At 42.5% G+C, this 19371-nt stretch carries 19 protein-coding genes; 17 read left to right on the forward strand and 2 right to left on the reverse strand.

Annotated features, from left to right (window positions below; all coding sequences use genetic code 11):
* Positions 1–27 precede the first annotated feature (27 nt).
* The 16 genes from LJ707_RS11730 to LJ707_RS11810 all read left to right on the forward strand — a co-directional run bounded on the left by LJ707_RS11730 (position 28) and on the right by LJ707_RS11810 (position 15571).
* Positions 28–1488 (forward strand): MBOAT family protein, encoded by a 1461-nt coding sequence (locus LJ707_RS11730; protein WP_228951130.1) that lies wholly within the window; start codon positions 28–30, stop codon positions 1486–1488.
* 2 nt (positions 1489–1490) lie between these two features.
* Positions 1491–2483, forward strand: coding sequence for a hypothetical protein (locus LJ707_RS11735; protein WP_228951132.1), 993 nt, complete (start codon positions 1491–1493; stop codon positions 2481–2483).
* A gap of 316 nt (positions 2484–2799) precedes the next feature.
* The gene (locus tag LJ707_RS11740) at positions 2800–3552 is read left to right on the forward strand and encodes a 6-hydroxymethylpterin diphosphokinase MptE-like protein (RefSeq protein ID WP_228951134.1); all 753 of its coding nucleotides are present in this window, start codon (positions 2800–2802) and stop codon (positions 3550–3552) included.
* A 31-nt stretch (positions 3553–3583) separates the two neighbouring features.
* On the forward strand, positions 3584–4282 hold the full coding sequence (locus LJ707_RS11745) for a cytidylyltransferase domain-containing protein (RefSeq protein ID WP_228951136.1): 699 nt from the start codon (positions 3584–3586) through the stop codon (positions 4280–4282).
* The gene (locus LJ707_RS11750) at positions 4275–5195 is read left to right on the forward strand and encodes a phosphoglycerate dehydrogenase (RefSeq protein ID WP_228951138.1); all 921 of its coding nucleotides are present in this window, start codon (positions 4275–4277) and stop codon (positions 5193–5195) included. Before LJ707_RS11745 ends, LJ707_RS11750 begins: the two co-directional genes overlap by 8 nt.
* 4 nt (positions 5196–5199) lie before the next feature.
* Entirely contained in the window at positions 5200–5721 is a 522-nt protein-coding gene (locus tag LJ707_RS20350; RefSeq protein WP_304610901.1) for a serine acetyltransferase, read from the forward strand.
* A gap of 30 nt (positions 5722–5751) precedes the next feature.
* Positions 5752–6744: a Gfo/Idh/MocA family protein gene (locus tag LJ707_RS11765; protein ID WP_228951141.1), complete on the forward strand. Its 993-nt coding sequence runs from the start codon at positions 5752–5754 to the stop codon at positions 6742–6744.
* A gap of 14 nt (positions 6745–6758) precedes the next feature.
* Positions 6759–7355, forward strand: a complete 597-nt coding sequence (locus tag LJ707_RS11770) for an SIS domain-containing protein (RefSeq protein WP_228951149.1) — start codon at positions 6759–6761, stop codon at positions 7353–7355.
* A 21-nt stretch (positions 7356–7376) separates the two neighbouring features.
* Positions 7377–8144, forward strand: coding sequence for an inositol monophosphatase family protein (locus LJ707_RS11775; RefSeq protein WP_228951150.1), 768 nt, complete (start codon positions 7377–7379; stop codon positions 8142–8144).
* Between the two features lies 1 nt (position 8145).
* A complete protein-coding gene (locus tag LJ707_RS11780; protein WP_228951152.1) occupies positions 8146–8598 on the forward strand; it encodes a YhcH/YjgK/YiaL family protein in 453 nt (150 codons plus the stop codon).
* A gap of 85 nt (positions 8599–8683) precedes the next feature.
* Entirely contained in the window at positions 8684–9763 is a 1080-nt protein-coding gene (locus LJ707_RS11785; RefSeq protein ID WP_228951154.1) for a 6-hydroxymethylpterin diphosphokinase MptE-like protein, read from the forward strand.
* A 106-nt stretch (positions 9764–9869) separates the two neighbouring features.
* Positions 9870–11672 carry a right-handed parallel beta-helix repeat-containing protein gene (locus tag LJ707_RS11790; RefSeq protein WP_228951155.1) on the forward strand — a complete coding sequence of 601 codons (1803 nt, stop codon included), beginning with the start codon at positions 9870–9872 and terminating at the stop codon, positions 11670–11672.
* 45 nt (positions 11673–11717) lie between these two features.
* Positions 11718–12935, forward strand: coding sequence for an L-2-hydroxyglutarate oxidase (lhgO, locus tag LJ707_RS11795; protein WP_228951156.1), 1218 nt, complete (start codon positions 11718–11720; stop codon positions 12933–12935).
* A gap of 145 nt (positions 12936–13080) precedes the next feature.
* The gene (gmd, locus tag LJ707_RS11800; RefSeq protein ID WP_228951157.1) at positions 13081–14196 is read left to right on the forward strand and encodes a GDP-mannose 4,6-dehydratase; all 1116 of its coding nucleotides are present in this window, start codon (positions 13081–13083) and stop codon (positions 14194–14196) included.
* A 39-nt stretch (positions 14197–14235) separates the two neighbouring features.
* Positions 14236–15162 (forward strand): GDP-L-fucose synthase, encoded by a 927-nt coding sequence (locus tag LJ707_RS11805; RefSeq protein WP_228951158.1) that lies wholly within the window; start codon positions 14236–14238, stop codon positions 15160–15162.
* A gap of 97 nt (positions 15163–15259) precedes the next feature.
* Positions 15260–15571 (forward strand): DUF3467 domain-containing protein, encoded by a 312-nt coding sequence (locus LJ707_RS11810; protein ID WP_228951159.1) that lies wholly within the window; start codon positions 15260–15262, stop codon positions 15569–15571.
* Positions 15572–15690: 119 nt separating this feature from the next.
* Here the strand turns inward: LJ707_RS11810 and LJ707_RS11815 are convergent, their stop codons facing one another.
* A complete protein-coding gene (locus LJ707_RS11815) occupies positions 15691–16590 on the reverse strand; it encodes a sugar phosphate nucleotidyltransferase (RefSeq protein ID WP_228951161.1) in 900 nt (299 codons plus the stop codon).
* A 298-nt stretch (positions 16591–16888) separates the two neighbouring features.
* On the opposite strand from LJ707_RS11815, the gene LJ707_RS11820 reads away from it, so the two are divergent.
* Positions 16889–18730, forward strand: coding sequence for a UbiD family decarboxylase (locus LJ707_RS11820; RefSeq protein WP_228952510.1), 1842 nt, complete (start codon positions 16889–16891; stop codon positions 18728–18730).
* 158 nt (positions 18731–18888) lie between these two features.
* Here the strand turns inward: LJ707_RS11820 and LJ707_RS11825 are convergent, their stop codons facing one another.
* Positions 18889–19284 carry a hypothetical protein gene (locus LJ707_RS11825; RefSeq protein WP_228951163.1) on the reverse strand — a complete coding sequence of 132 codons (396 nt, stop codon included), beginning with the start codon at positions 19282–19284 and terminating at the stop codon, positions 18889–18891.
* Positions 19285–19371 lie beyond the last annotated feature (87 nt).

The raw sequence follows: 19371 nt of genomic DNA on the forward strand, positions 1-19371 counted from the left end.
AACAATTTAGTTGTAATTATTTAGCTAATGCTTTTCAACTCTATCCAATTCGTAGTTTTTTTAGTAATAGTATTAGTTGTTTACCGTTTGCTCAATCAAAAGGGCCGGTTATATTTTCTGTTGGCGGCAAGTTACTTTTTTTATGCCTGCTGGAGTTTTAGTTACCTGGGGCTCATATTTTTTACATCATCCTCCTGCTTTTTGTCAGGCCTGCTCATTGAAAAATCGCCCGATAAACGGCGGAAAAAGCTCTTCCTCACGCTCAGTATAGTTGTCAACTTCCTTATACTCTTTATATTTAAGTATTTTAATTTTTTTGTACAGGCTGCTCAGGATGTATCATTCTATTTTCACTACCCGTATCATTTTGATTTTTTAGATATTCTGCTGCCTGTAGGTATATCATTCTATACCTTCCACTCTATTAGCTATGTAATTGATGTTTACAGGGGCGAGGTGCAAACTGAAAAAAACCTTTTCAGGTTCCTGTTATTCGTATCCTTCTTTCCGCAGTTGGTTGCCGGACCTATAGCACGTACAAAAGATCTGTTGCCGCAGTTGAGGCATCTTGATAATTATAAATACGAAAATTTCAGGAGAGGCTTTGTACTGATATTTTGGGGTTTATTCAAAAAAATGGTTGTTGCCGATAGGTTGGCTATAGCCGTTAACCATGTGTATAACCATGTTGACCAGGCTTCGTCAGTTTCACTTATCATTGCCACCATCTTTTTTACTTACCAAATATATTGCGATTTTTCAGGTTATTCAGACATTGCCCTGGGTGTTTCAAAGCTTTTTGGTATCGATCTGATGCTGAACTTCAGGTCGCCGTATTTCTCAAAAACGGTAACTGAATTCTGGCGCAGGTGGCACATATCGCTGTCAACCTGGTTTCGCGATTACCTGTACATTCCGCTTGGTGGTAACAAGGTATCACAAGGCAGGTGGATATTCAATACCGTGTTTGTATTTGTAATTAGTGGTTTATGGCATGGTGCCGCCTATACTTTTTTAATATGGGGTGCCATACATGGCATAATGCTGGTTGTTGAGCGTTATGTATACGGTCGCAGTATCCGCAATATAAAGCCGGGTGTAAACCTTAAAAATATTTTAAGGTGGGCTGTTACCTACGTTATCGTTATTATAGGTTGGGTATTTTTCAGGGCCAACAACTTGTCTGACAGTTTTGTAGTATTTGGTAAAATATTTGAGTTTAGCAATATAGCGACTGATGTTAAAAGCCTGTTTGTACCCGGTGGCGCCGAAAGCCTGATCGGCCTTAAATTTTATGATTTTGTGCTGGCCATCGTTTTTGTAATTATGCTGGTAACCATATCATTCGCCGTACGCAAAACCGGGGTTATAGATGCCGTGCTGAACATGTCACTCGTGCCGCGCTGGGTATTTTACATAGGCGTTACCTTTTTGATATTATGGTTCGGAAAATTTGGTGTTAACGAGTTTGTGTACTTTCAGTTTTAATAATGGAAAAGAAGATATTAAGCAGAGGGGCAATATACTTAGTAACGGTTGTGGTTATTTGTGAACTGCTGAGCTTTATTGTTCCGGCAGAAAGTGTGACCGTGCAAAAAAACATGATCAATGCCGTGTATCTGCGGCGCGATAAAATTGAGTCGCTTGCTTTTGGCCGTTCGCATGGCGGCTCGCTTGATTATAATATTTGGGATAAAACCGGCAAAAACCTGTCAATGGGCGGGCAGGATATCGCCTCCATTAAATACAGTCTTGACTATCTGTCGCCCGAGCTGCCTCATCTAAAAGAGGTGCTTATCTGTATTTCCTATTCTTCGTTATATTTTGATAATGAAGCACTTTCAAACGGTAACCTGAATGATGCGCGCAAGGGTTTATATGCGGCAATACCTTCGTACACGTTAATCTCCGCAAATGATTATAACAACATGGTTTTTGGTAAGCTGTTCGCCTTTATACAGGCCGATTACGGTTTCCGTAAACTGGTGAAAGCACTCAAGGATAAAGAAGAAAAAAAAGCATCAAAACAAGTAAGCCATATTGTGGTTGATACAGCCAAGATACTGCAATCAGGCAAAATAGATGCTTTTGATCACAGTAAGGATAAAAAGCTGGCACTGCAATATAATCCGCAGATACGTGAACAGTACCTGGCATATCTTAAACAAATAGCCACTGAGTTGAAAGCAAAAAAAATAAAATGTATATTTTATACACCGCCGTTTTATAAAGCATATACTGATAATTATCCGCCAAAGGATATTGAAGAGACTGAAAAGGTGATGGCTGAGCTTTGTAAACAAACAGGTACAACCTATTATGATTTTTCGGCATATAAAAAAATGGCTGATAATATAGCACTATACAGCAATGCCGACCATTTAAATGAGGACGGTAAAGAGGAATTTACCCAAGCATTTAAACAGGTATTGCGCGATGGAAAAGGCCCGGCTGAGTATCCGGGCTTGAAAATATTTAAATAAATATTTATTTAACGTTATGGCAACAAGTTAACTATGCCTTATTCCTGCTGGGTGTTAATTAATTGTTGCGTTAATAAAATTTTATTTTATTAGATCATTTATTAAAAAAATAGTATTTTTATACGCGTTTTAATGAAAATATCTATATCGATAAATATCGGCCTATAAGTATTAAAAAGCAATGATCAGGGAATGAAACCCTGGCAAAACATATTTTAAAACAGTTATCCACGTCATTACACCTATGAGTAGATGGAAATATATTAAAACAGTAAAATTATCTGACCTATCCTTTCAACGGATAAAAAAGGTAATCATGAACCGTTTAAAATATATTCCGCATTCGCTGGCCTGGAAACTGGATACCCCACCTGCAAAACAAAGCAAGATCAATCTCGATCATTACCGCGATCTGCATAAAGGCAAACGTTGCTTTATTGTAGCCAACGGCCCCAGCTTAAAGAAAACCGATCTTACAAAACTCGATACAGAGTTTACCTTTGGCATGAACCGCATTTACCTTTCAGGTTTTGAGCCAACCTACCTGGTGGTTACTGATATTGAAACCATGCTGAAGCAGTTTACTGCCGAGTTTAGAGAGCGTGGCGGGCCAAAGTTTTATAACTGGCGCACACGCAACTGGTTTAAGAACGTACCCGATCTTACCTTTATTAACCTGGATTATAACGCGCGCTTTTCAACCAACCTTAATGAGTCAGGCTGGGGTGGGCATAGCGTAACCTTTTTGTGCCTGCAGTTAGCTTATCATATGGGTTTTACCGAAGTGGTGTTAATAGGTAAGGATCATAGCTATAAAGGGCAGGGCGTACCAGGCCAGTTTGTAGCGGCAACTGATAAGGAAGAGAACCATTTTATAAAAGACTATATACCTAAAGGCAAAGGCTGGAAGATACCCGATTACAAAGGTGAAGAGCTGGCCTACGAACTGGCGCGTGATGCTTTTGAGAAAGATGGCCGCAAGGTTTACGATGCCACAATAGGTGGTATGCTTGATATTTTTGAGAAAAAGGATTACGATTCGTTTTTTACCAAAGAGCAGTTGGCATAAGCTGATAATATAAAGTACAAATAAATTATTAATGAAATACGTAGCTGAGATTCCTGTACGATTAGGAAGCAAACGGGTCCCAAAGAAAAACCTTCGCCTTATTAATGGCAAACCAATGGTAGGTTACGCTATTGAAGCCTGCAAAGGCTCAAAATACATCAGCGAAACCTATATCAACTCCGAGGCTGATATCATGAAAAAATTGTGCGACGATTATGGCGTGCAGTTTTACAAACGTAAGGATGAGCTGGCCGAAGATCACATTGTTCAGGATCAGTTTAACTATGATTTTTTATTGAATATTGAAACCGAGAACCTGGTAATGGTTAACCCGGTATCGCCCTTGGTTTTGCCGGAGGACATTGACAGCGCCATCAAGTATTACGAAGATAACCAGCTTGATTGCCTGATCTCGGTACGTGAAGAAAAATTACAGTCGTTTTTGGATGGTAAACCAATCAACTTTAACGATCAGGCCCTGCTGCCGATGACACAGAACCTGAAACCGGTGCAGCTTTGCGCCTGGACGGTGTGTATCTGGAACGCTAAAAAATTTATTGAGCATTACCAGCAGCATGGTTACGCGGTGTTTGTAGGCAACTATGGCCTTTACCCGTTTGACCCTGTACGCTCAATAAAAGTGAGTACTGAGGAGGATTTTAAACTTGCAGAATTATATCTATCAGCAAAATCAGCTAACGCTGATGTAACACCCGAATATTATGAATAAAGTATTGCTTTCACCTTCATCTTTTGGCGAATGTGGCTTACAGCCCATTGAACTGCTTGAAAATGCAGGTTATACCGTTATAAATAACCCATACAAACGCAAACTTACCGAAGCAGAAGCTATTGAGCTTGCTAAGGACTGCGTAGGCATTGTAGCCGGTGTTGAGCCGCTTACCGCCGCTGTAATGGATGCCCTGCCTGAGCTGAAAGTAATAAGCCGTGTAGGTGTAGGTATGGATAGTGTTGACCTTGACCATGCCGCAAAAAAAGGTATCAAGGTATTGAACACGCCTGACGGCCCTACCCGTGGCGTTGCCGAGTTGACCCTGGCCATGACGTTTGCCATGCTGCGTAAAATACCGCAGGCTGATGCCGCCATGAAAAATAAGGTTTGGAAAAAGCAGACAGGTAACCTTATCATCAACAAAAAGATTGGTGTTATTGGTTTAGGTCGTATTGGCCGTATGGTTGCAGGCCTTTTCAAGGGCATAGGCAACCCGGTTATTGGTTTTGACCTTTATCCGGATACAGCCTGGGCTGAACAAGCCGGTGTTGAGATAGCCGACTTTGAAACCGTGATTTCGCAAGCCGATATTATTACGGTACACGTACCGGGCAATGCCGATAAATCAGCGGTAATAGGCGCTAAAGAATTTGAAAAAATTAAGGATGGCGCATTCCTGGTTAACATAGCCCGTGGTGGTGTTGTTGATGAGGAAGCATTATATAATGCCCTTATATCAGGCAAGCTGTCAGCCGCAGCGGTTGATGTATACAATAAAGAGCCGTATGACGGGCCGCTTTGTGAGCTGGATAATATTGTACTTACGCCGCACCTGGGCTCGTACGCTACCGAAGGCAAGCTGCAGATGGAGATAGACGCCGCTCAAAATTTAGTTGACGCATTAGCATAACAGTATGAGCAGCTTATCGGGCAAGTTAAAAGCTGATATAAAGCAACTGAGAGGAAAGGATAAAAAACCTTTGGTGATACTTTTTCTCACCAAAAAAAACTACAGGATAGTTATTCTGTACAGGATACTTAACCATTTCCATAAAAGTACTTTAGCATCGTTGCTATTATTGCCCCTGAGTTTGTACTACAGGCTTATGACCAACAGGTATTGTGTTGATTTGCCGGTAGACACGCGTATAGGCGAGGGTTTCAGGCTTAACCATTGTTACTGTGTGGTGGTAAACCGCAAGGCTGTTATAGGTAATAATGTTTACATAGGGCATAGCGTAACCATCGGCTCCAATGGCGACAGGTATCCGGTAATAGGCAATAATGTGCTTATAGCTCCTGGTTGCCTGATTATTGGTGATGTAACCATAGGCGATAATGTGATTATTGGGGCAGGAAGTCTGGTAGTAAAGAATGTTGAAGCCAATTCAATTGTTGGTGGTCATCCGAGCAGGTTTTTACGAGTAAAAGAATAACACACTGAAAAACATAAATTATAAATTAGTATGAGCTTAAAAGTTGGTATTATTGGTTATGGTGTAATGGGTAAAACCAGGCACCAGGCTATTGATGAGCTAAAATGCGGAAAAGTTATTGCAGTATCTGAACCTAACAACCAGCCCGAAATAAATGGCTTACCCAATGTTGATCACGATGGCATCATCAAACACCCTGATATAGATATTGTATTTGTTTGTACGCCTAACTTTTTAAATAAGGATCTTACCATACGCTCTTTAAATGCAGGCAAGCACGTTTTTTGCGAAAAACCACCGGCATTTACCGAGGCTGATGTTGCTGAGATACGCGAAGCCGAAGTAAAAAGCGGCAAAAAGCTGATGTACGGTTTTAACCACCGCCATCATGACAGCGTTATCCGCATGAAAGAGCTGATTGACAGTGGCGAGTATGGTAAAGTATTATGGCTGCGCGGCCGCTATGGCAAAAGCGTTACTGCAGATTACTTTAACCAATGGCGTGCTAAAAAGGAGTTGGCGGGTGGTGGCATCCTGATGGACCAGGGTATACACATGCTCGATCTGTTCCTGTACCTTTCAGGTGATTATGATGTGGTTAAGGCCGAGGTATCCAACCTGTACTGGCACATGGACGTTGAGGATAACGCCTTCGTTATATTAAAAGATACTAAAACAGGTAAGGTAGCATCACTGCACTCAACCATGACGCAATGGCGCCACCTGTTCTCGTTAGAGATATTTTTGGAACAAGGATATATGGTATTGAATGGCTTGATCACCTCAACCATGTCATACGGCGAAGAAACACTGTCTATCGCACGTAACCGTTCAACCGCGCCTGCCGCAACCTGGAAGGATGAGGTAACCACCAAATACACCAACAACAATAGCTGGCGTTATGAGGTTGACCACTTTTTTGATGCCGTTACTAAAGATCAGCCGGTGGTTATCGGCACGTCTGACGATGCTCAGAAATTAATGCGAATCATTGACGAAGTATATAAACAAAAAGACTTTTAATAAAACAATCAATCATGGATAGAAAGAACACCGTAACCGAACACTTAGTTAGCTACAAACAAAAGATCGTTGATCTGCTTGAACTGATCGATCCGGCAGAGCTTGAGCAGGTAATTACTGTATTTATTGATACCTTTAAAAACGGTAAAACTGTGTATGTTGCCGGTAATGGCGGCAGCGCGGCTACTGCATCGCACATGCAGGCTGATTTTCGTTTCTTCGTACGTTATTTCTCTAAATTCCGCCCAAGAATACTGGCCCTTACTGACAATGCACCTTTGATGACCGCCGTTGGTAACGATACCGACTTCAACGATATTTTTGTTGAGCAAATGCGCGGTGTATTTGGCGAAGGCGATACCCTGGTTGTTATATCAGCAAGCGGTAACTCTGAAAACCTTGTTCGCGCGGTTGATTTTGCTAATGAGCAAGGCGGTAACTCTATATCGTTCATCGGCTTTAAAGGTGGTAAACTAAAAGAGAACAGCAAATACAAAATCTATACGCCAAACCAGGATAAAGATTATGGGCCGATCGAGGATATCCACATGATCATTAACCACATTATTGTGAATTACCTGGCTAAGGACGAAGAATTTTTGAGCCTGTAATACCAAACAACCGCTGTATAAATGGATAAAGAATTAGTTAGGCAAAGCCTTGATACCGCTGTAAAAGCAGCCACCAAAGCCGGTAAGGCATTAAGGGAATTACTGAATGCTGATATTAAAATTAACAGCAGCGTAGGTAAGGATATTAAGCTGGAGGCCGATCTGGTAGCCGAAAAGGCTATACTTGATACACTGCATGCCGAGTCGGCATTTGGTATATTAAGCGAGGAAGCAGGCGAGGTGCTTAATGCAGATGGTACAAAAGGTGATACCCAATACCAATGGATAGTTGATCCGTTGGATGGCAGCCTCAACTTTTCCAGAGGGATCGATATTTTCTGTACCTCTATCGGTTTATGGAACGGTAGCGAGCCGGTATTGGGCGTGGTGTACGATTTTATGCACGACAGGCTATTTACAGGCATAGTAGGCGAGGGTGCTCACCTGAACGGTGAGCCTATCAGCGTTAGCAGCGTAGCCGAAAAGAAGGACAGCATACTGGCTACCGGCTTTCCGGTTTACCTAAAATTTGATACAGCAGTTTTGCAGGATTTTGTAAAGAATATTCAAGACTATAAAAAAGTGCGGCTATTTGGTTCGGCAGCAACATCACTGGCCTATGTGGCCAAAGGTAGCGTTGAGGCATATGCCGAAAATAACATCGCTATATGGGATGTGGCTGCCGGGCTTGCACTTGTTTTGGCGGCCGGTGGCAAGGCCGATATAAGCAACGGTACAGGTAAAAACTTCCTGAACGTTTATGCTTACAACAGTTTAATCAAACAATAACATGATCGTTGATTCGCTCGATAACCTGGAGTTTTATAAAGATATCCACGAGGATATTTATCTGGGTTTAAAATTTATAAAAGGCCTTGGCGCTGATGTTGAACCCGGCACCTACACCGTATCGCCAACAGCTAAAGCCATCGTGATGGAGTACGGTACATCGTACGAGAACGATTTTGGCTATGAAACGCATCGGCATGTTATTGATGTGCAGTATTGCATTGTAAATACTGAGCTTATACGCTGGGCACATGTTGATACGCTTACACCCTACATCCCGTATGATGAGGAGAAGGACAGGCGTTTTTACCACAACAACACCGGCAATTATACCCCTGTATTAACAGGTAACGGCATATTTGCTGTATTCTATCCTTCGGATGGGCATGCACCCCAGTTGTGTGTGAACGAGCCTGAACAGATAAAAAAAGTGGTAATCAAAATAAAATGTTAATTCGCCAGTAAATATCAGTTAAATAAGGCATACATTCCTGTTATTGAGGAAATGGTAAGTCAGTAAACAAAGTATAATATGTTCTATGCAAAGCTTAATTAAAAAGGGAAGAAGAATAATGGAAACCGACGGGCTGAAAGTTTTTTCAGAACGTTTGGTTAAATATGGTATTGTTAAGCTTAAGCGTGCATTTCAAAAGACTGATGAGCATAATATTCAAAAATGGAAGAATTTAAAAGATAAATATAAAGGTAAGCGCGTGTTTGTTGTTGGTGCCGGACCAAGCATCAATAAAACGCCCCTTTATTTGTTAAAGGATGAGTACACCATGTGCTTTAACCGTATTAACCTGTTGTATGAGCGCCTTAACTGGCTGCCAGATTTTTACCTGGTTACTGACGATCTTAAACTAAAAGAGATATATAAAGAAATAGCCGACGAGATACTGCCGGTTGTTGAATACGCTTTCTTTCCTGATCTTCATCCCTCAAATGTTGATTTTAAAAGCTACCTCCCCGAGTCAGAAAAAATACACTGGCTTTACATGGATAAGCCCGAATACTCGTTAAACCTGCCTCAGTGTGGTATTAACAAAACCGTAGTTAACGGTGGCTTGCAAATATTGGCTTACCTGGGTTTTGAGGAAATATATATGCTTGGTGTTGATATGACCTTTGCCAAGCGTAGCGTTGAAAAAATAAGCGAGCGCGACTGGGTAGGTAAAAAAGATGACGACCCTAACCATTTTGACCCGCGTTATGATGGTAAAGGCATGGCCTACCGCAATCCTACGGTTGAGGATATGATTGATAACTTTAAAGCCGGGCGCGAGTTTTTTGATAAGGAAGGTAAGAAAATATACAACGCTTCGTTTGGCGGAGTGATGGAAGAATATCCCCGCGTAAATATGTATGATGTGCTTGGCTTTTCAGAAGAGCAGCAATTCAAACTATTTGTGGATATGGTGCTTCCGGGCAGTAATTTTACAACCTTTGATGAAGCTTTTGGCAATTATGAGCGGCTTGACAGTGCCGAAGGTTTCACAACCGAAACGGGTGATTTTATTTGCCCTGCTGACGCTGCTCCGGGAATGATCAATAAGGCAGTATTTACACATATTCCGTTTGGTCCTTACCAAAGTAAATATGTATTCAAAAAACGATAAACCAATATAGCAACAGATGACGATATTACACGTTAGTTTAAGGTGATCAGTAAACAATAATAAACTTACGCAGTTAAACATTGTCTGACTATAAAAACGTATCGTGATGAAGCAAAATTTTTTTTTAATAAAATATCTGTTCATGTTGGTTGCAAGCACACCCGTGTTTGCACAGTCAACCTATTACGTATCTGCTGATGGCAATGATAGCAATGCCGGTACATCAGCAAGCGCGCCAATCAAATCAATAGCAAAGGCTAATCAACTGGTGCTTAATCCCGGCGATGTATTGTCATTTAAAAAAGGTGATACTTTTAACGGCCAGCTCAACATAAGGCAATCAGGTACGAGTGGTGCCCCCATAACCATCAGTGCTTATGGCACAGGCAATAAGCCGGTTATAAATGGCACGGTACCACTTACCGGCTGGAAACGTTCATCAGGCAATATATGGGTTGCTGATTGTGCCGGATACACTGGTTCGGCTATCAACCTTTTTGCCAATAATCAGCCATTGCCATTGGGCAGGTATCCTAACAAAGGTTTTCTTACCATCCGTTCGCACATTGGCAAAACCCAGTTAACAGGCAAGGAGCCGCTAACTACCGATTGGACAGGTGGGGATGTAGTGATACGTAAAAACCTTTGGCAGATAGATAGTGACAGAATTATCAGTCAGCAGGGTAACACACTTATATTTAAAGGTACACAAACACCTATGAATGATAACTGGGGGTACTTTATCCAGGATAACCCTAAAACCCTTGATCAGGATGGCGAATGGTATTTTAACCCGTCAACCAAGCAGGTAATGCTGTATTCTGTTAGTGATCCGGGCGGGAGAGGCATAGAGGCATCTATTTATACAGCCGGTGTTAATGTTGTGGGGCAATCAAACATCGTAATACAAAATATAGCTATTGCACAGCAACGCCAGTTTGGTATAAATGGTAAAAACCTCAAGGCTTTTACCGTGCGTAATGTTACCATCAGCGATGTTGGGCAGGATGGTATATCCATTTTGGGGAAAGGTAACAATGTGGTTGTTGACGGATGTACTATAAATGACGTGTATAATAACGCGGTTGTGGTGTATGATCATTCGGGTTTTAAGTTGCTTAACAATACCATAAAAAATATTGGTTTGGTAGCAGGCCGGGGTACCAATAGCTCGGGCAGTTTTGTAGGTGTGAGATATAATGCTAAAGCAGGCAGTGCCTTAATTCAAAATAACACTATTGACGGTGTTGGATACAGTGGTATTGATTTTCGATCAGCCAATGTCACTATCAAAAATAATCTTGTAAAAAATATAAACCTAACCAAAAGTGATGGCGGCGGTATATATACTTTTAGCGGTAAACAAGCCAATAACTTTACCAATCAAAAAATTGTATCAAATATTATCCTTAACTCAGTAGGTTCATATGATGGATCCTACAATGCCAACCCTAATGCGCATGGTATTTATATGGATGAGCGCTCACATGATGTTGATATAAAAAATAACACGATAGCTAATTGTACTGGTTCGGGCATATTTTTAAACGGTGCGCGTAATATCAATATTGATGGTAACACCTGTTATAACAATTCCAACCAAATTTTGGTTAGTTATGCAAAGGATGCCGACTCACAAAACAACACCATATTAGGTAATATTTTGGTCGGCAAAAAAAAGCAAACCATGTCATTAAACCGTACAAGGTTACTTCGCTCCGCACTATCATTGGCAAATACCAACAAGCAACTTCAGGATATGAGTGATGATGCTTCGCGCTTTGAGTATAATGCCAGTGCATTGCCAAAAACGGTTACACTTAACGGTACTTACCGTGATGCAAATAACAAAACTTACACAGGCAAGGTTACATTACAGCCTTATTCGTCTGTTGTGTTAATGAAATAAGTATTTAATAATTACATTTAAGCAAATAACAGTATTTAATAAGCAATGGGTAACGATTATGACCTGATATTGATTGGCGGAGGTATAGTAGGCCTTGCCACAGCATATAAAATAAACTCACGTAACCCTGATCTTAAAATACTGTTGCTTGAAAAGGAAGATCATGTAGCCGCACATCAAACTGGGCATAACTCGGGTGTTATTCACTCCGGTATATATTATAAGCCAAACTCATACAAAGCCCGCCTTTGTATTTCGGGCCGTAGGGAGTTGGTTGATTTTGCCAAAGAGCACCGCATTCCGCATGATATATGCGGTAAGGTGATCGTGGCTACCGACCCATCTGAGCTGCAGCACATGAACCGCGTGTTTAACAACGGTTTGGCCAACGGGGTTGAAGGCATTGAAAAAATAGGTATTGACCGTATAAAGGAGATCGAGCCGTACTGTAGCGGTATTGAAGGTATATGGGTGCCGTGTACCGGTATTATTGATTTTGCCAGCGTTGCCGCTAAGTACAAAGAAATTATTGAAGCGAAATTTCCGCAAAGCAAAGTGCTCACCGGTTATGAAGTTACCGGCTTTGAAAGGCAGGGCGACATAACCACAGTGGCTACACCAAGAGGCGTGTTTAGGGCAAAAAATATTGTAGCCTGTGCCGGTTTGCAAGCCGATCGTATTGCCCAGAAAACAGGCATCGATACAGATGCCCGCATCATTGGTTTCCGTGGCGATTATTATGACCTGTCAGAAAAAGGGATGAGCAAGGTGCGTAACCTGATCTACCCCGTGCCTGATCCTAAATTCCCGTTCCTGGGTGTACACTTTACCCGCATGATACAGGGCGGTGTGGAATGCGGCCCTAACGCTGTATTTGTATTTAAGCGTGAAGGCTACGGTAAAACCGATTTTTCGCTGCGTGATACTGCCGCTGCTTTCGGCTTTAAAGGCACCTGGAAGTTTTTTGCCAAACACTGGAAATTTGGTATTGACGAGTATCAGCGCGCCTTCTCAAAACGCTTGTTTTTAGACAGGCTTCAAAAACTGATCCCCAGTCTGCAAATGGATGATATTGTACCCGGCCGTGCAGGCGTTCGTGCTATGGCGGTGAGCAGCAATGGCGAAATGATAGATGATTTTAAGATAGAGCAGCAGGGCAACATGATACACGTACTTAACGCGCCATCACCTGCGGCAACAGCATCATTGGCAATAGGTAATGAGATAGCCGGAATGGCGGCCAAACAATTTGGATATAATTAATATATTAATTTTATAATATTGGCAATAAAAAGCAATTTTATTATTATCTTCACATGATTTTTTATCGAATTATGTAAATAATAAAATAAATCATCTAAATAACATATCCTATACGAAATAAGTTATCACTCTACTAAACAAAAATATGGGCAAAAAAGCATTAATTACAGGCATAACAGGACAGGACGGCGCTTATTTAACCGAATTGTTGCTGAGCAAAGGTTATGAGGTTCACGGTATTAAACGCCGCAGTTCATTATTTAATACTGACAGGATCGACCACCTTTACCAGGATCCGCATGAACTTAACCCTAAACTGGTTTTGCACTACGGCGACCTGAGCGACTCAACCAACCTGATACGCATTGTACAGGATGTACAGCCCGATGAAATATATAACCTGGGTGCTATGAGCCACGTAAAGGTGAGCTTTGATACCCCTGAGTATACCGCGAATGCCGATGGTATCGGTACCCTGCGTATATTAGAGGCTGTACGCATATTAGGCTTAACTCAAAAAACAAAGATATACCAGGCATCAACTTCTGAGCTTTATGGTTTGGTACAGGCTGTACCACAATCAGAAACTACGCCTTTCTACCCACGCTCGCCTTACGCTGTGGCTAAACTGTATGGTTACTGGATCACTGTTAACTATCGCGAAGCTTACGGTATGTATGCCTGCAACGGCATCCTGTTTAACCACGAAAGCCCGCTGCGCGGCGAAACCTTTGTAACCCGCAAAATTACCCGCGGTACCGCTAAAATTGCGATGGGTTTGCAGGATAAACTTTACCTGGGTAACCTTGACGCGCAACGCGATTGGGGCCACGCTAAAGATTATGTTGAGGCCATGTACCTGATACTGCAACAGGAAACTCCTGAAGATTACGTAATCGCTACTGGTGTAACCACACGTGTACGTGAGTTCGTTCGTATGTCATTTGCTGAAACCGGTATCGAAATTGAATTTAAAGGCGAAGGCGCTGACGAAAAAGCATATGTTGTAAGCTGCAGCAACCCGCTGTACCAATTACCTGTTGGCAAAGAAGTGGTAGCGGTTGATCCAAAATATTTCCGCCCTACTGAGGTTGAGTTGCTGATAGGTGATCCTACCAAATCAAACCAAAAACTGGGCTGGAAACCTAAATATGACCTGCAAGGCCTTGTTAAGGAAATGATGGCTGCCGACCTTGAACTGTTTGAGCGCGAAAAACTGCTTAAAGATTCGGGCTATGCTATTAAAAACCAGTTTGAATAAGCTGTAGCTTATTTTATTAAACATTCTGTATAATTTTAAATGGATAAGAATTCCAAGATATATATAGCAGGCCATCGCGGCATGGTTGGTTCGGCCATTTACCGCAAACTGCAAAAAGAAGGTTATACTAATATTATAACCCGTACATCAGCAGAGCTTGACCTGCGCGATCAGAAACAGGTAACTGATTTTTTCGCTGCCGAAAAACCTGATTATGTGTTTTTGGCCGCGGCTAAGGTAGGCGGTATTGTTGCTAACAATACCTACCGCGCCGAGTTTTTGTATGATAACCTGCAGATTCAAAACAACATCATCCATAACGCTCATTTAAATGGTGTTACCAAGCTGATGTTTTTGGGTTCAAGCTGTATCTACCCTAAAATGGCTCCGCAGCCCTTAGAGGAAGATTACTTGCTTACCGGTCCGCTTGAGCCTACCAATGAGCCTTATGCTATTGCCAAGATAGCCGGTATAAAAATGTGCGATGCTTACCGCGATCAGTATGGTTGTAACTACATATCGGTAATGCCTACCAACCTGTATGGCTATAACGATAACTATCACCCGCAAAACTCGCACGTGCTGCCTGCCTTGATCCGTCGTTTTCACGAGGCTAAGGAGTCGGGCGCGGCTACTGTTACCATATGGGGTACAGGCTCGCCAAAACGTGAGTTTTTGTTTGCTGATGATTTGGCCGAGGCTTGCTATTACCTGATGGAGCATTACAATGAGCCCGGTTTGGTAAACATAGGTACAGGCGAAGATATCGCTATAAAAGACCTTGCTTACCTCGTAAAAGATATAGTTGGCTTTGAAGGCGATATTGATTTTGACACCACCAAGCCTGATGGCACGCCACGTAAGCTGATGGATGTTGGCAAGCTGCACGGTTACGGCTGGAAACATACCATTGATTTGCCCGAAGGCATTAAACTTGCTTACGAAGATTTTAAGAGCAAACTTTAAGCGTTTTAAACAATTAATTAATAGCCTTGCCTGCATACAGGTAAGGCTATTTTGTTTATTACTTGCCTGTTTTAACCCTGCTTAGTACTTTAGTGTTATGGAAGAACAAAACGACAATCAACTGAATATAGAGCTGTCTGAAGAGATGGCCGAGGGCATATACTCAAACCTGGCCATCATTACACACTCAACCTCTGAGTTTGTGCTCGATTTTATACGCATTATGCCGGGCGTGCCCAAGGCAAAAGTAAAATCGCGCATTATACTTACCCCCGAACACGCCAAGCGGCTCTTAAGCGCTATTGAAGAGAATGTAGCCAAATTTGAAGCCGCGAACGGCCGCATACGCATACCCGATGATAACGGCGGTTTCCCCATGAACTTTGGCGGGCCGGTAGGGCAGGCTTGATAGGGAGTTGTCATTGGTCAATAGTCTTTTTACATTGATGGATATGGCAACAGGAAGTTTTCGGCATAAAAAAGGCTCACTGTTTAGGTGAGCCTTTTCTGTATCTGTTTATCGGATGCTTATTCCCAAAGGTTAGCGGGGTAGGTGCCGTTCTCAACAAGTTCAGAGATGCTTTTCTGAACAATTGGTTTATCTTCTTTATATGTAACACCAAACCATTTGTTGGCGGTAGGGATCACTTTAAATGATGCTGTACCTGATTTGATCAGTTCGTCAGCTACCAGCGGAATAAAGAATTCTGATTTAGGATTGCCCTCATTGGCATGAGCAAATTTCACAAACATTGGCTCGCTTTGTTTAAATACAGCCGGAGTAAAGCCCCAGAAGTTCATAGAAACACGGGTATCATTAGGTAGCGGATACTCAACACCGCCATCCTCGTAAACCACGCTGCCATCTTCTTTAAAGTATACTTGGGTACGCTCGTTGATCTCAACCATGTTGCCATCCTCTACCTTGCATACACCGCGCGATACCGAACCGTGCTCTGAAAGGGTTTTGTCTATCTGGTAACCTATCAGCGAGTAAGTATCGTCGCTAACCTCGGTGGTTAAAAACTTCGCCATTTTTTCAAAGGCATCATAACCATAAAAGTCATCAGCATTAATTACGCAAAATGGCTCGTTCACCTGGTTACGGGCAGCTAATACCGCGTGGGCGGTACCCCATGGCTTAGCACGCTCAATTTCTTTATCAATACCGTATTGTTTCAGGTCGAAGTTTTGAAAAACGTAATCCGTTTCAACACGGCCTTTTAATTTAGGCTCAAATATGGCTTTAAATGGCTCAGCAAATTCTTCACGAATGATGAAGCTTATTTTACCGAAACCTGCTTTGATGGCATCGTATATAGAGTAATCAATAATAGTTTCGCCGTTGGGGCCAAAGCCGTCAATTTGCTTCATGCTGCCATAGCGGCTGGCCATGCCCGCTGCAAGTATCAGTAAAGTTGGTTTCATTGTGTTTTATGTTATTGGAGTATGTTAATTATTGTTGAATGCGATTTTTAGCATTTGGTTTTAAAAAAGTGAAGATGTAATATTTTTAAGTGATATTGTTAACAATAATAACCAGTAATATCCGGAATTATATGCGATAGCAGGTTTTATTGAAAATTTAACACTCTTAACGCAATAATAAAAAGTATTTAATAATAATCTCATCATTATTTCAAAATAATGCCCGGATGTGTTGCTTTTTAACGCCTTTAGCTATTCGGTATCCCTTAATGATATTTTTGTACGTAATTTAGCCGCAATGGGTTATTCAAGTTTACAAGCCTGCGTTGCCGACCTTGAGCGCAACGGCCACCTGATACGTATTAAGGAAGAAGTTGATCCGTACCTGCAAATGGCAGCCATACACCTGCGCGTTTTTGAGCACCAGGGACCGGCTATATTGTTTGAGAATGTTAAGGGCAGCAAGTTCCCGGCGGTATCAAACCTGTTTGGTACGCTTGACAGGTCGAAATTTATTTTCAGAGATACGCTGGATAAGGTAAAAACTTTGGTCGATATAAAGAATGATCCAATAAAGGCTATTAAAAATCCGTTTAAATACGCTAATGTTGGTCTTACCGCACTTTCAGCCCTGCCTATGAAGGTAGGCAGGCGTTCGGCACCTATCAGCTTTGGGCGTACCCGCATAAGTGAACTGCCACAGGTAGTAAACTGGCCTATGGATGGCGGCCCCTTTGTTACCATGCCCCAGGTGTATACCGAAGATATGGACAAGCCCGGCATTATGAATGCCAACCTGGGCATGTACCGCATCCAGCTTGCCGGTAACGAGTATGTGCTTAACAATGAGATAGGCCTGCACTACCAGTTGCACCGTGGTATAGGTGTGCATCAAACCAAGGCCAATGCTAAAGGCCAGCCGTTAAAGGTGAGCATATTTGTAGGTGGCCCGCCATCGCACCCGGTTGCTGCGGTAATGCCACTGCCCGAGGGCCTGTCTGAAATGACGTTTGGCGGCGCGTTGGGTAACCGCCGTTTCCGTTATTTTTATGATGATGAAGGTTTTTGTATTTCGGCGGAAGCGGATTTTGTGATAACCGGTACCGTAATGCCGCATGAGAATAAGCCCGAAGGCCCCTTTGGTGATCACCTCGGTTATTATAGCTTAACGCATCCCTTCCCGCTGATGAAGGTGCACAATGTTTATCACCGTAAGGATGCCATATGGTCGTTCACGGTAGTAGGGCGCCCGCCGCAGGAGGATACCAGCTTTGGCGCGCTGATCCATGAGATAGCCGGATCTGCCCTGCCACAGGAAATTCCGGGCCTTGTAGCCGTTAACGCTGTTGACGCCGCAGGCGTGCATCCGCTGTTATTTGCTATCGGCAGTGAGCGTTATACGCCTTATCTGAATGAGCGCCGTCCGCAGGAGATACTCACTATAGCCAACCATATTTTAGGCAAAAACCAGCTAAGCCTGGCCAAATACCTGTTTATTGCCGCTAAGGAGGATGACCCGGAGCTGGACATACATGATATAGGCGGTTTTCTGAAACACATACTGCAGCGTGTTGACCTTACCCGCGACCTGCACTTTTATACCAAAACCACCATTGATACCCTTGACTACAGTGGCAGCGGACTAAACAGTGGCAGTAAAGTGGCCATTACGGTAGCTGGTAGCATTAAGCGTGAACTTTGGAATGAACTGCCAGCCTGGTTCAGCTTACCGAGGCCTTTCAGCGGCTTTAAAATGGCTATGCCGGGTGTGCTTGCTGTTGAGGTGCCCAAAAATATTACCACCAGCGATATGCCCCTGATGCTGGAGATACTTGAAGAAGCATTAAGTGATAAGGAACTGAATGGCCTGCCCCTGGTAGTGCTTTGTGATGATGCCGCCTTTACCGCGCAAAACATCAATAACCTGGTGTGGGTAACCTTTACCCGCAGCAATCCATCGCATGATATATATGGCATTGGCAGCTTTACCGAGCATAAACATTGGGGATGTACGGGGCCGCTGATTATTGACGCGCGTATAAAACCACACCATGCGCCCGTGCTGGAAAAAGACCCGGCTACCGAAAAGTTGGTTGATAAAATGGGTGAAAAGGGCGGAGCGCTTTACGGAATAATTTAATAGCGATATTAACACGCATTGTCATTTAGAACGAGGTACGAGGAGAAATCTGTCGCTTAGCTAACCTCACCCCAGCCCTCTTCTAAAGGAGAGGGCGTTTAAAAATTATCACTTTAACAAACAGATTTCTCAAAATGGCAGGATAATGAACAGGAAACTTACTGCTGCACAAAATTGGCCAGCTCAACAGATGTTTTGTAGCTGGCATTTTTATACCGGGTGATCTTATCATCAAGGCAAACGGTATCGGCAGTGCCGCTGGTATTGGTAAGTAAAAGTTTTACCCGTACATCAGGCTCATAAGCGTTATCCGTTTTGCGCAGGCTTTGAAGCAAGCCATTTAGTTTATCAAGTGATGCTTTGTCGGTTATGGTTTTGCTGCGCCACTTATCAGCGTAATAAGTATCAAACTTTTCGCAGCTTATTTTAAACATGGTTTCGGTTTGAAAGGAAATGGCCTCAACCGTAACTGTTTTAAAATTGTTTTCGGGCTTTGAATTTTGGCATGCGCTTAATAATACGGCACAAGTAATACTGAAGTAAGCACTTTTCATAAACAGGTATATTAGTAATACAAGGTACGTGAAATACGGAAAATTAAGCCCGGTGTTTTTTACTTTTGATGATCACATACCAAAAAG

It is taken from the genome of Mucilaginibacter sp. UR6-1 (assembly GCF_020880975.1).
Classification (GTDB): domain Bacteria; phylum Bacteroidota; class Bacteroidia; order Sphingobacteriales; family Sphingobacteriaceae; genus Mucilaginibacter.

Bases quoted from the DNA above. Each gene is read 5' to 3' on its own strand.
- LJ707_RS20350 (WP_304610901.1), top strand. From the start codon at position 5,200: ATGAGCAGCTTATCGGGCAAGTTAAAAGCTGATATAAAGCAACTGAGA.
- LJ707_RS11765 (WP_228951141.1), top strand. From the start codon at position 5,752: ATGAGCTTAAAAGTTGGTATTATTGGTTATGGTGTAATGGGTAAAACC.
- LJ707_RS11825 (WP_228951163.1), bottom strand. From the start codon at position 19,284: ATGAAAAGTGCTTACTTCAGTATTACTTGTGCCGTATTATTAAGCGCA.
- LJ707_RS11785 (WP_228951154.1), top strand. From the start codon at position 8,684: ATGCAAAGCTTAATTAAAAAGGGAAGAAGAATAATGGAAACCGACGGG.
- LJ707_RS11790 (WP_228951155.1), top strand. From the start codon at position 9,870: ATGAAGCAAAATTTTTTTTTAATAAAATATCTGTTCATGTTGGTTGCA.
- LJ707_RS11740 (WP_228951134.1), top strand. From the start codon at position 2,800: ATGAACCGTTTAAAATATATTCCGCATTCGCTGGCCTGGAAACTGGAT.
- LJ707_RS11745 (WP_228951136.1), top strand. From the start codon at position 3,584: ATGAAATACGTAGCTGAGATTCCTGTACGATTAGGAAGCAAACGGGTC.
- LJ707_RS11810 (WP_228951159.1), top strand. From the start codon at position 15,260: ATGGAAGAACAAAACGACAATCAACTGAATATAGAGCTGTCTGAAGAG.
- LJ707_RS11815 (WP_228951161.1), bottom strand. From the start codon at position 16,590: ATGAAACCAACTTTACTGATACTTGCAGCGGGCATGGCCAGCCGCTAT.
- LJ707_RS11750 (WP_228951138.1), top strand. From the start codon at position 4,275: ATGAATAAAGTATTGCTTTCACCTTCATCTTTTGGCGAATGTGGCTTA.
- LJ707_RS11735 (WP_228951132.1), top strand. From the start codon at position 1,491: ATGGAAAAGAAGATATTAAGCAGAGGGGCAATATACTTAGTAACGGTT.
- LJ707_RS11770 (WP_228951149.1), top strand. From the start codon at position 6,759: ATGGATAGAAAGAACACCGTAACCGAACACTTAGTTAGCTACAAACAA.
- LJ707_RS11730 (WP_228951130.1), top strand. From the start codon at position 28: ATGCTTTTCAACTCTATCCAATTCGTAGTTTTTTTAGTAATAGTATTA.
- LJ707_RS11820 (WP_228952510.1), top strand. From the start codon at position 16,889: ATGGGTTATTCAAGTTTACAAGCCTGCGTTGCCGACCTTGAGCGCAAC.
- gmd (WP_228951157.1), top strand. From the start codon at position 13,081: ATGGGCAAAAAAGCATTAATTACAGGCATAACAGGACAGGACGGCGCT.
- LJ707_RS11775 (WP_228951150.1), top strand. From the start codon at position 7,377: ATGGATAAAGAATTAGTTAGGCAAAGCCTTGATACCGCTGTAAAAGCA.
- lhgO (WP_228951156.1), top strand. From the start codon at position 11,718: ATGGGTAACGATTATGACCTGATATTGATTGGCGGAGGTATAGTAGGC.
- LJ707_RS11780 (WP_228951152.1), top strand. From the start codon at position 8,146: ATGATCGTTGATTCGCTCGATAACCTGGAGTTTTATAAAGATATCCAC.
- LJ707_RS11805 (WP_228951158.1), top strand. From the start codon at position 14,236: ATGGATAAGAATTCCAAGATATATATAGCAGGCCATCGCGGCATGGTT.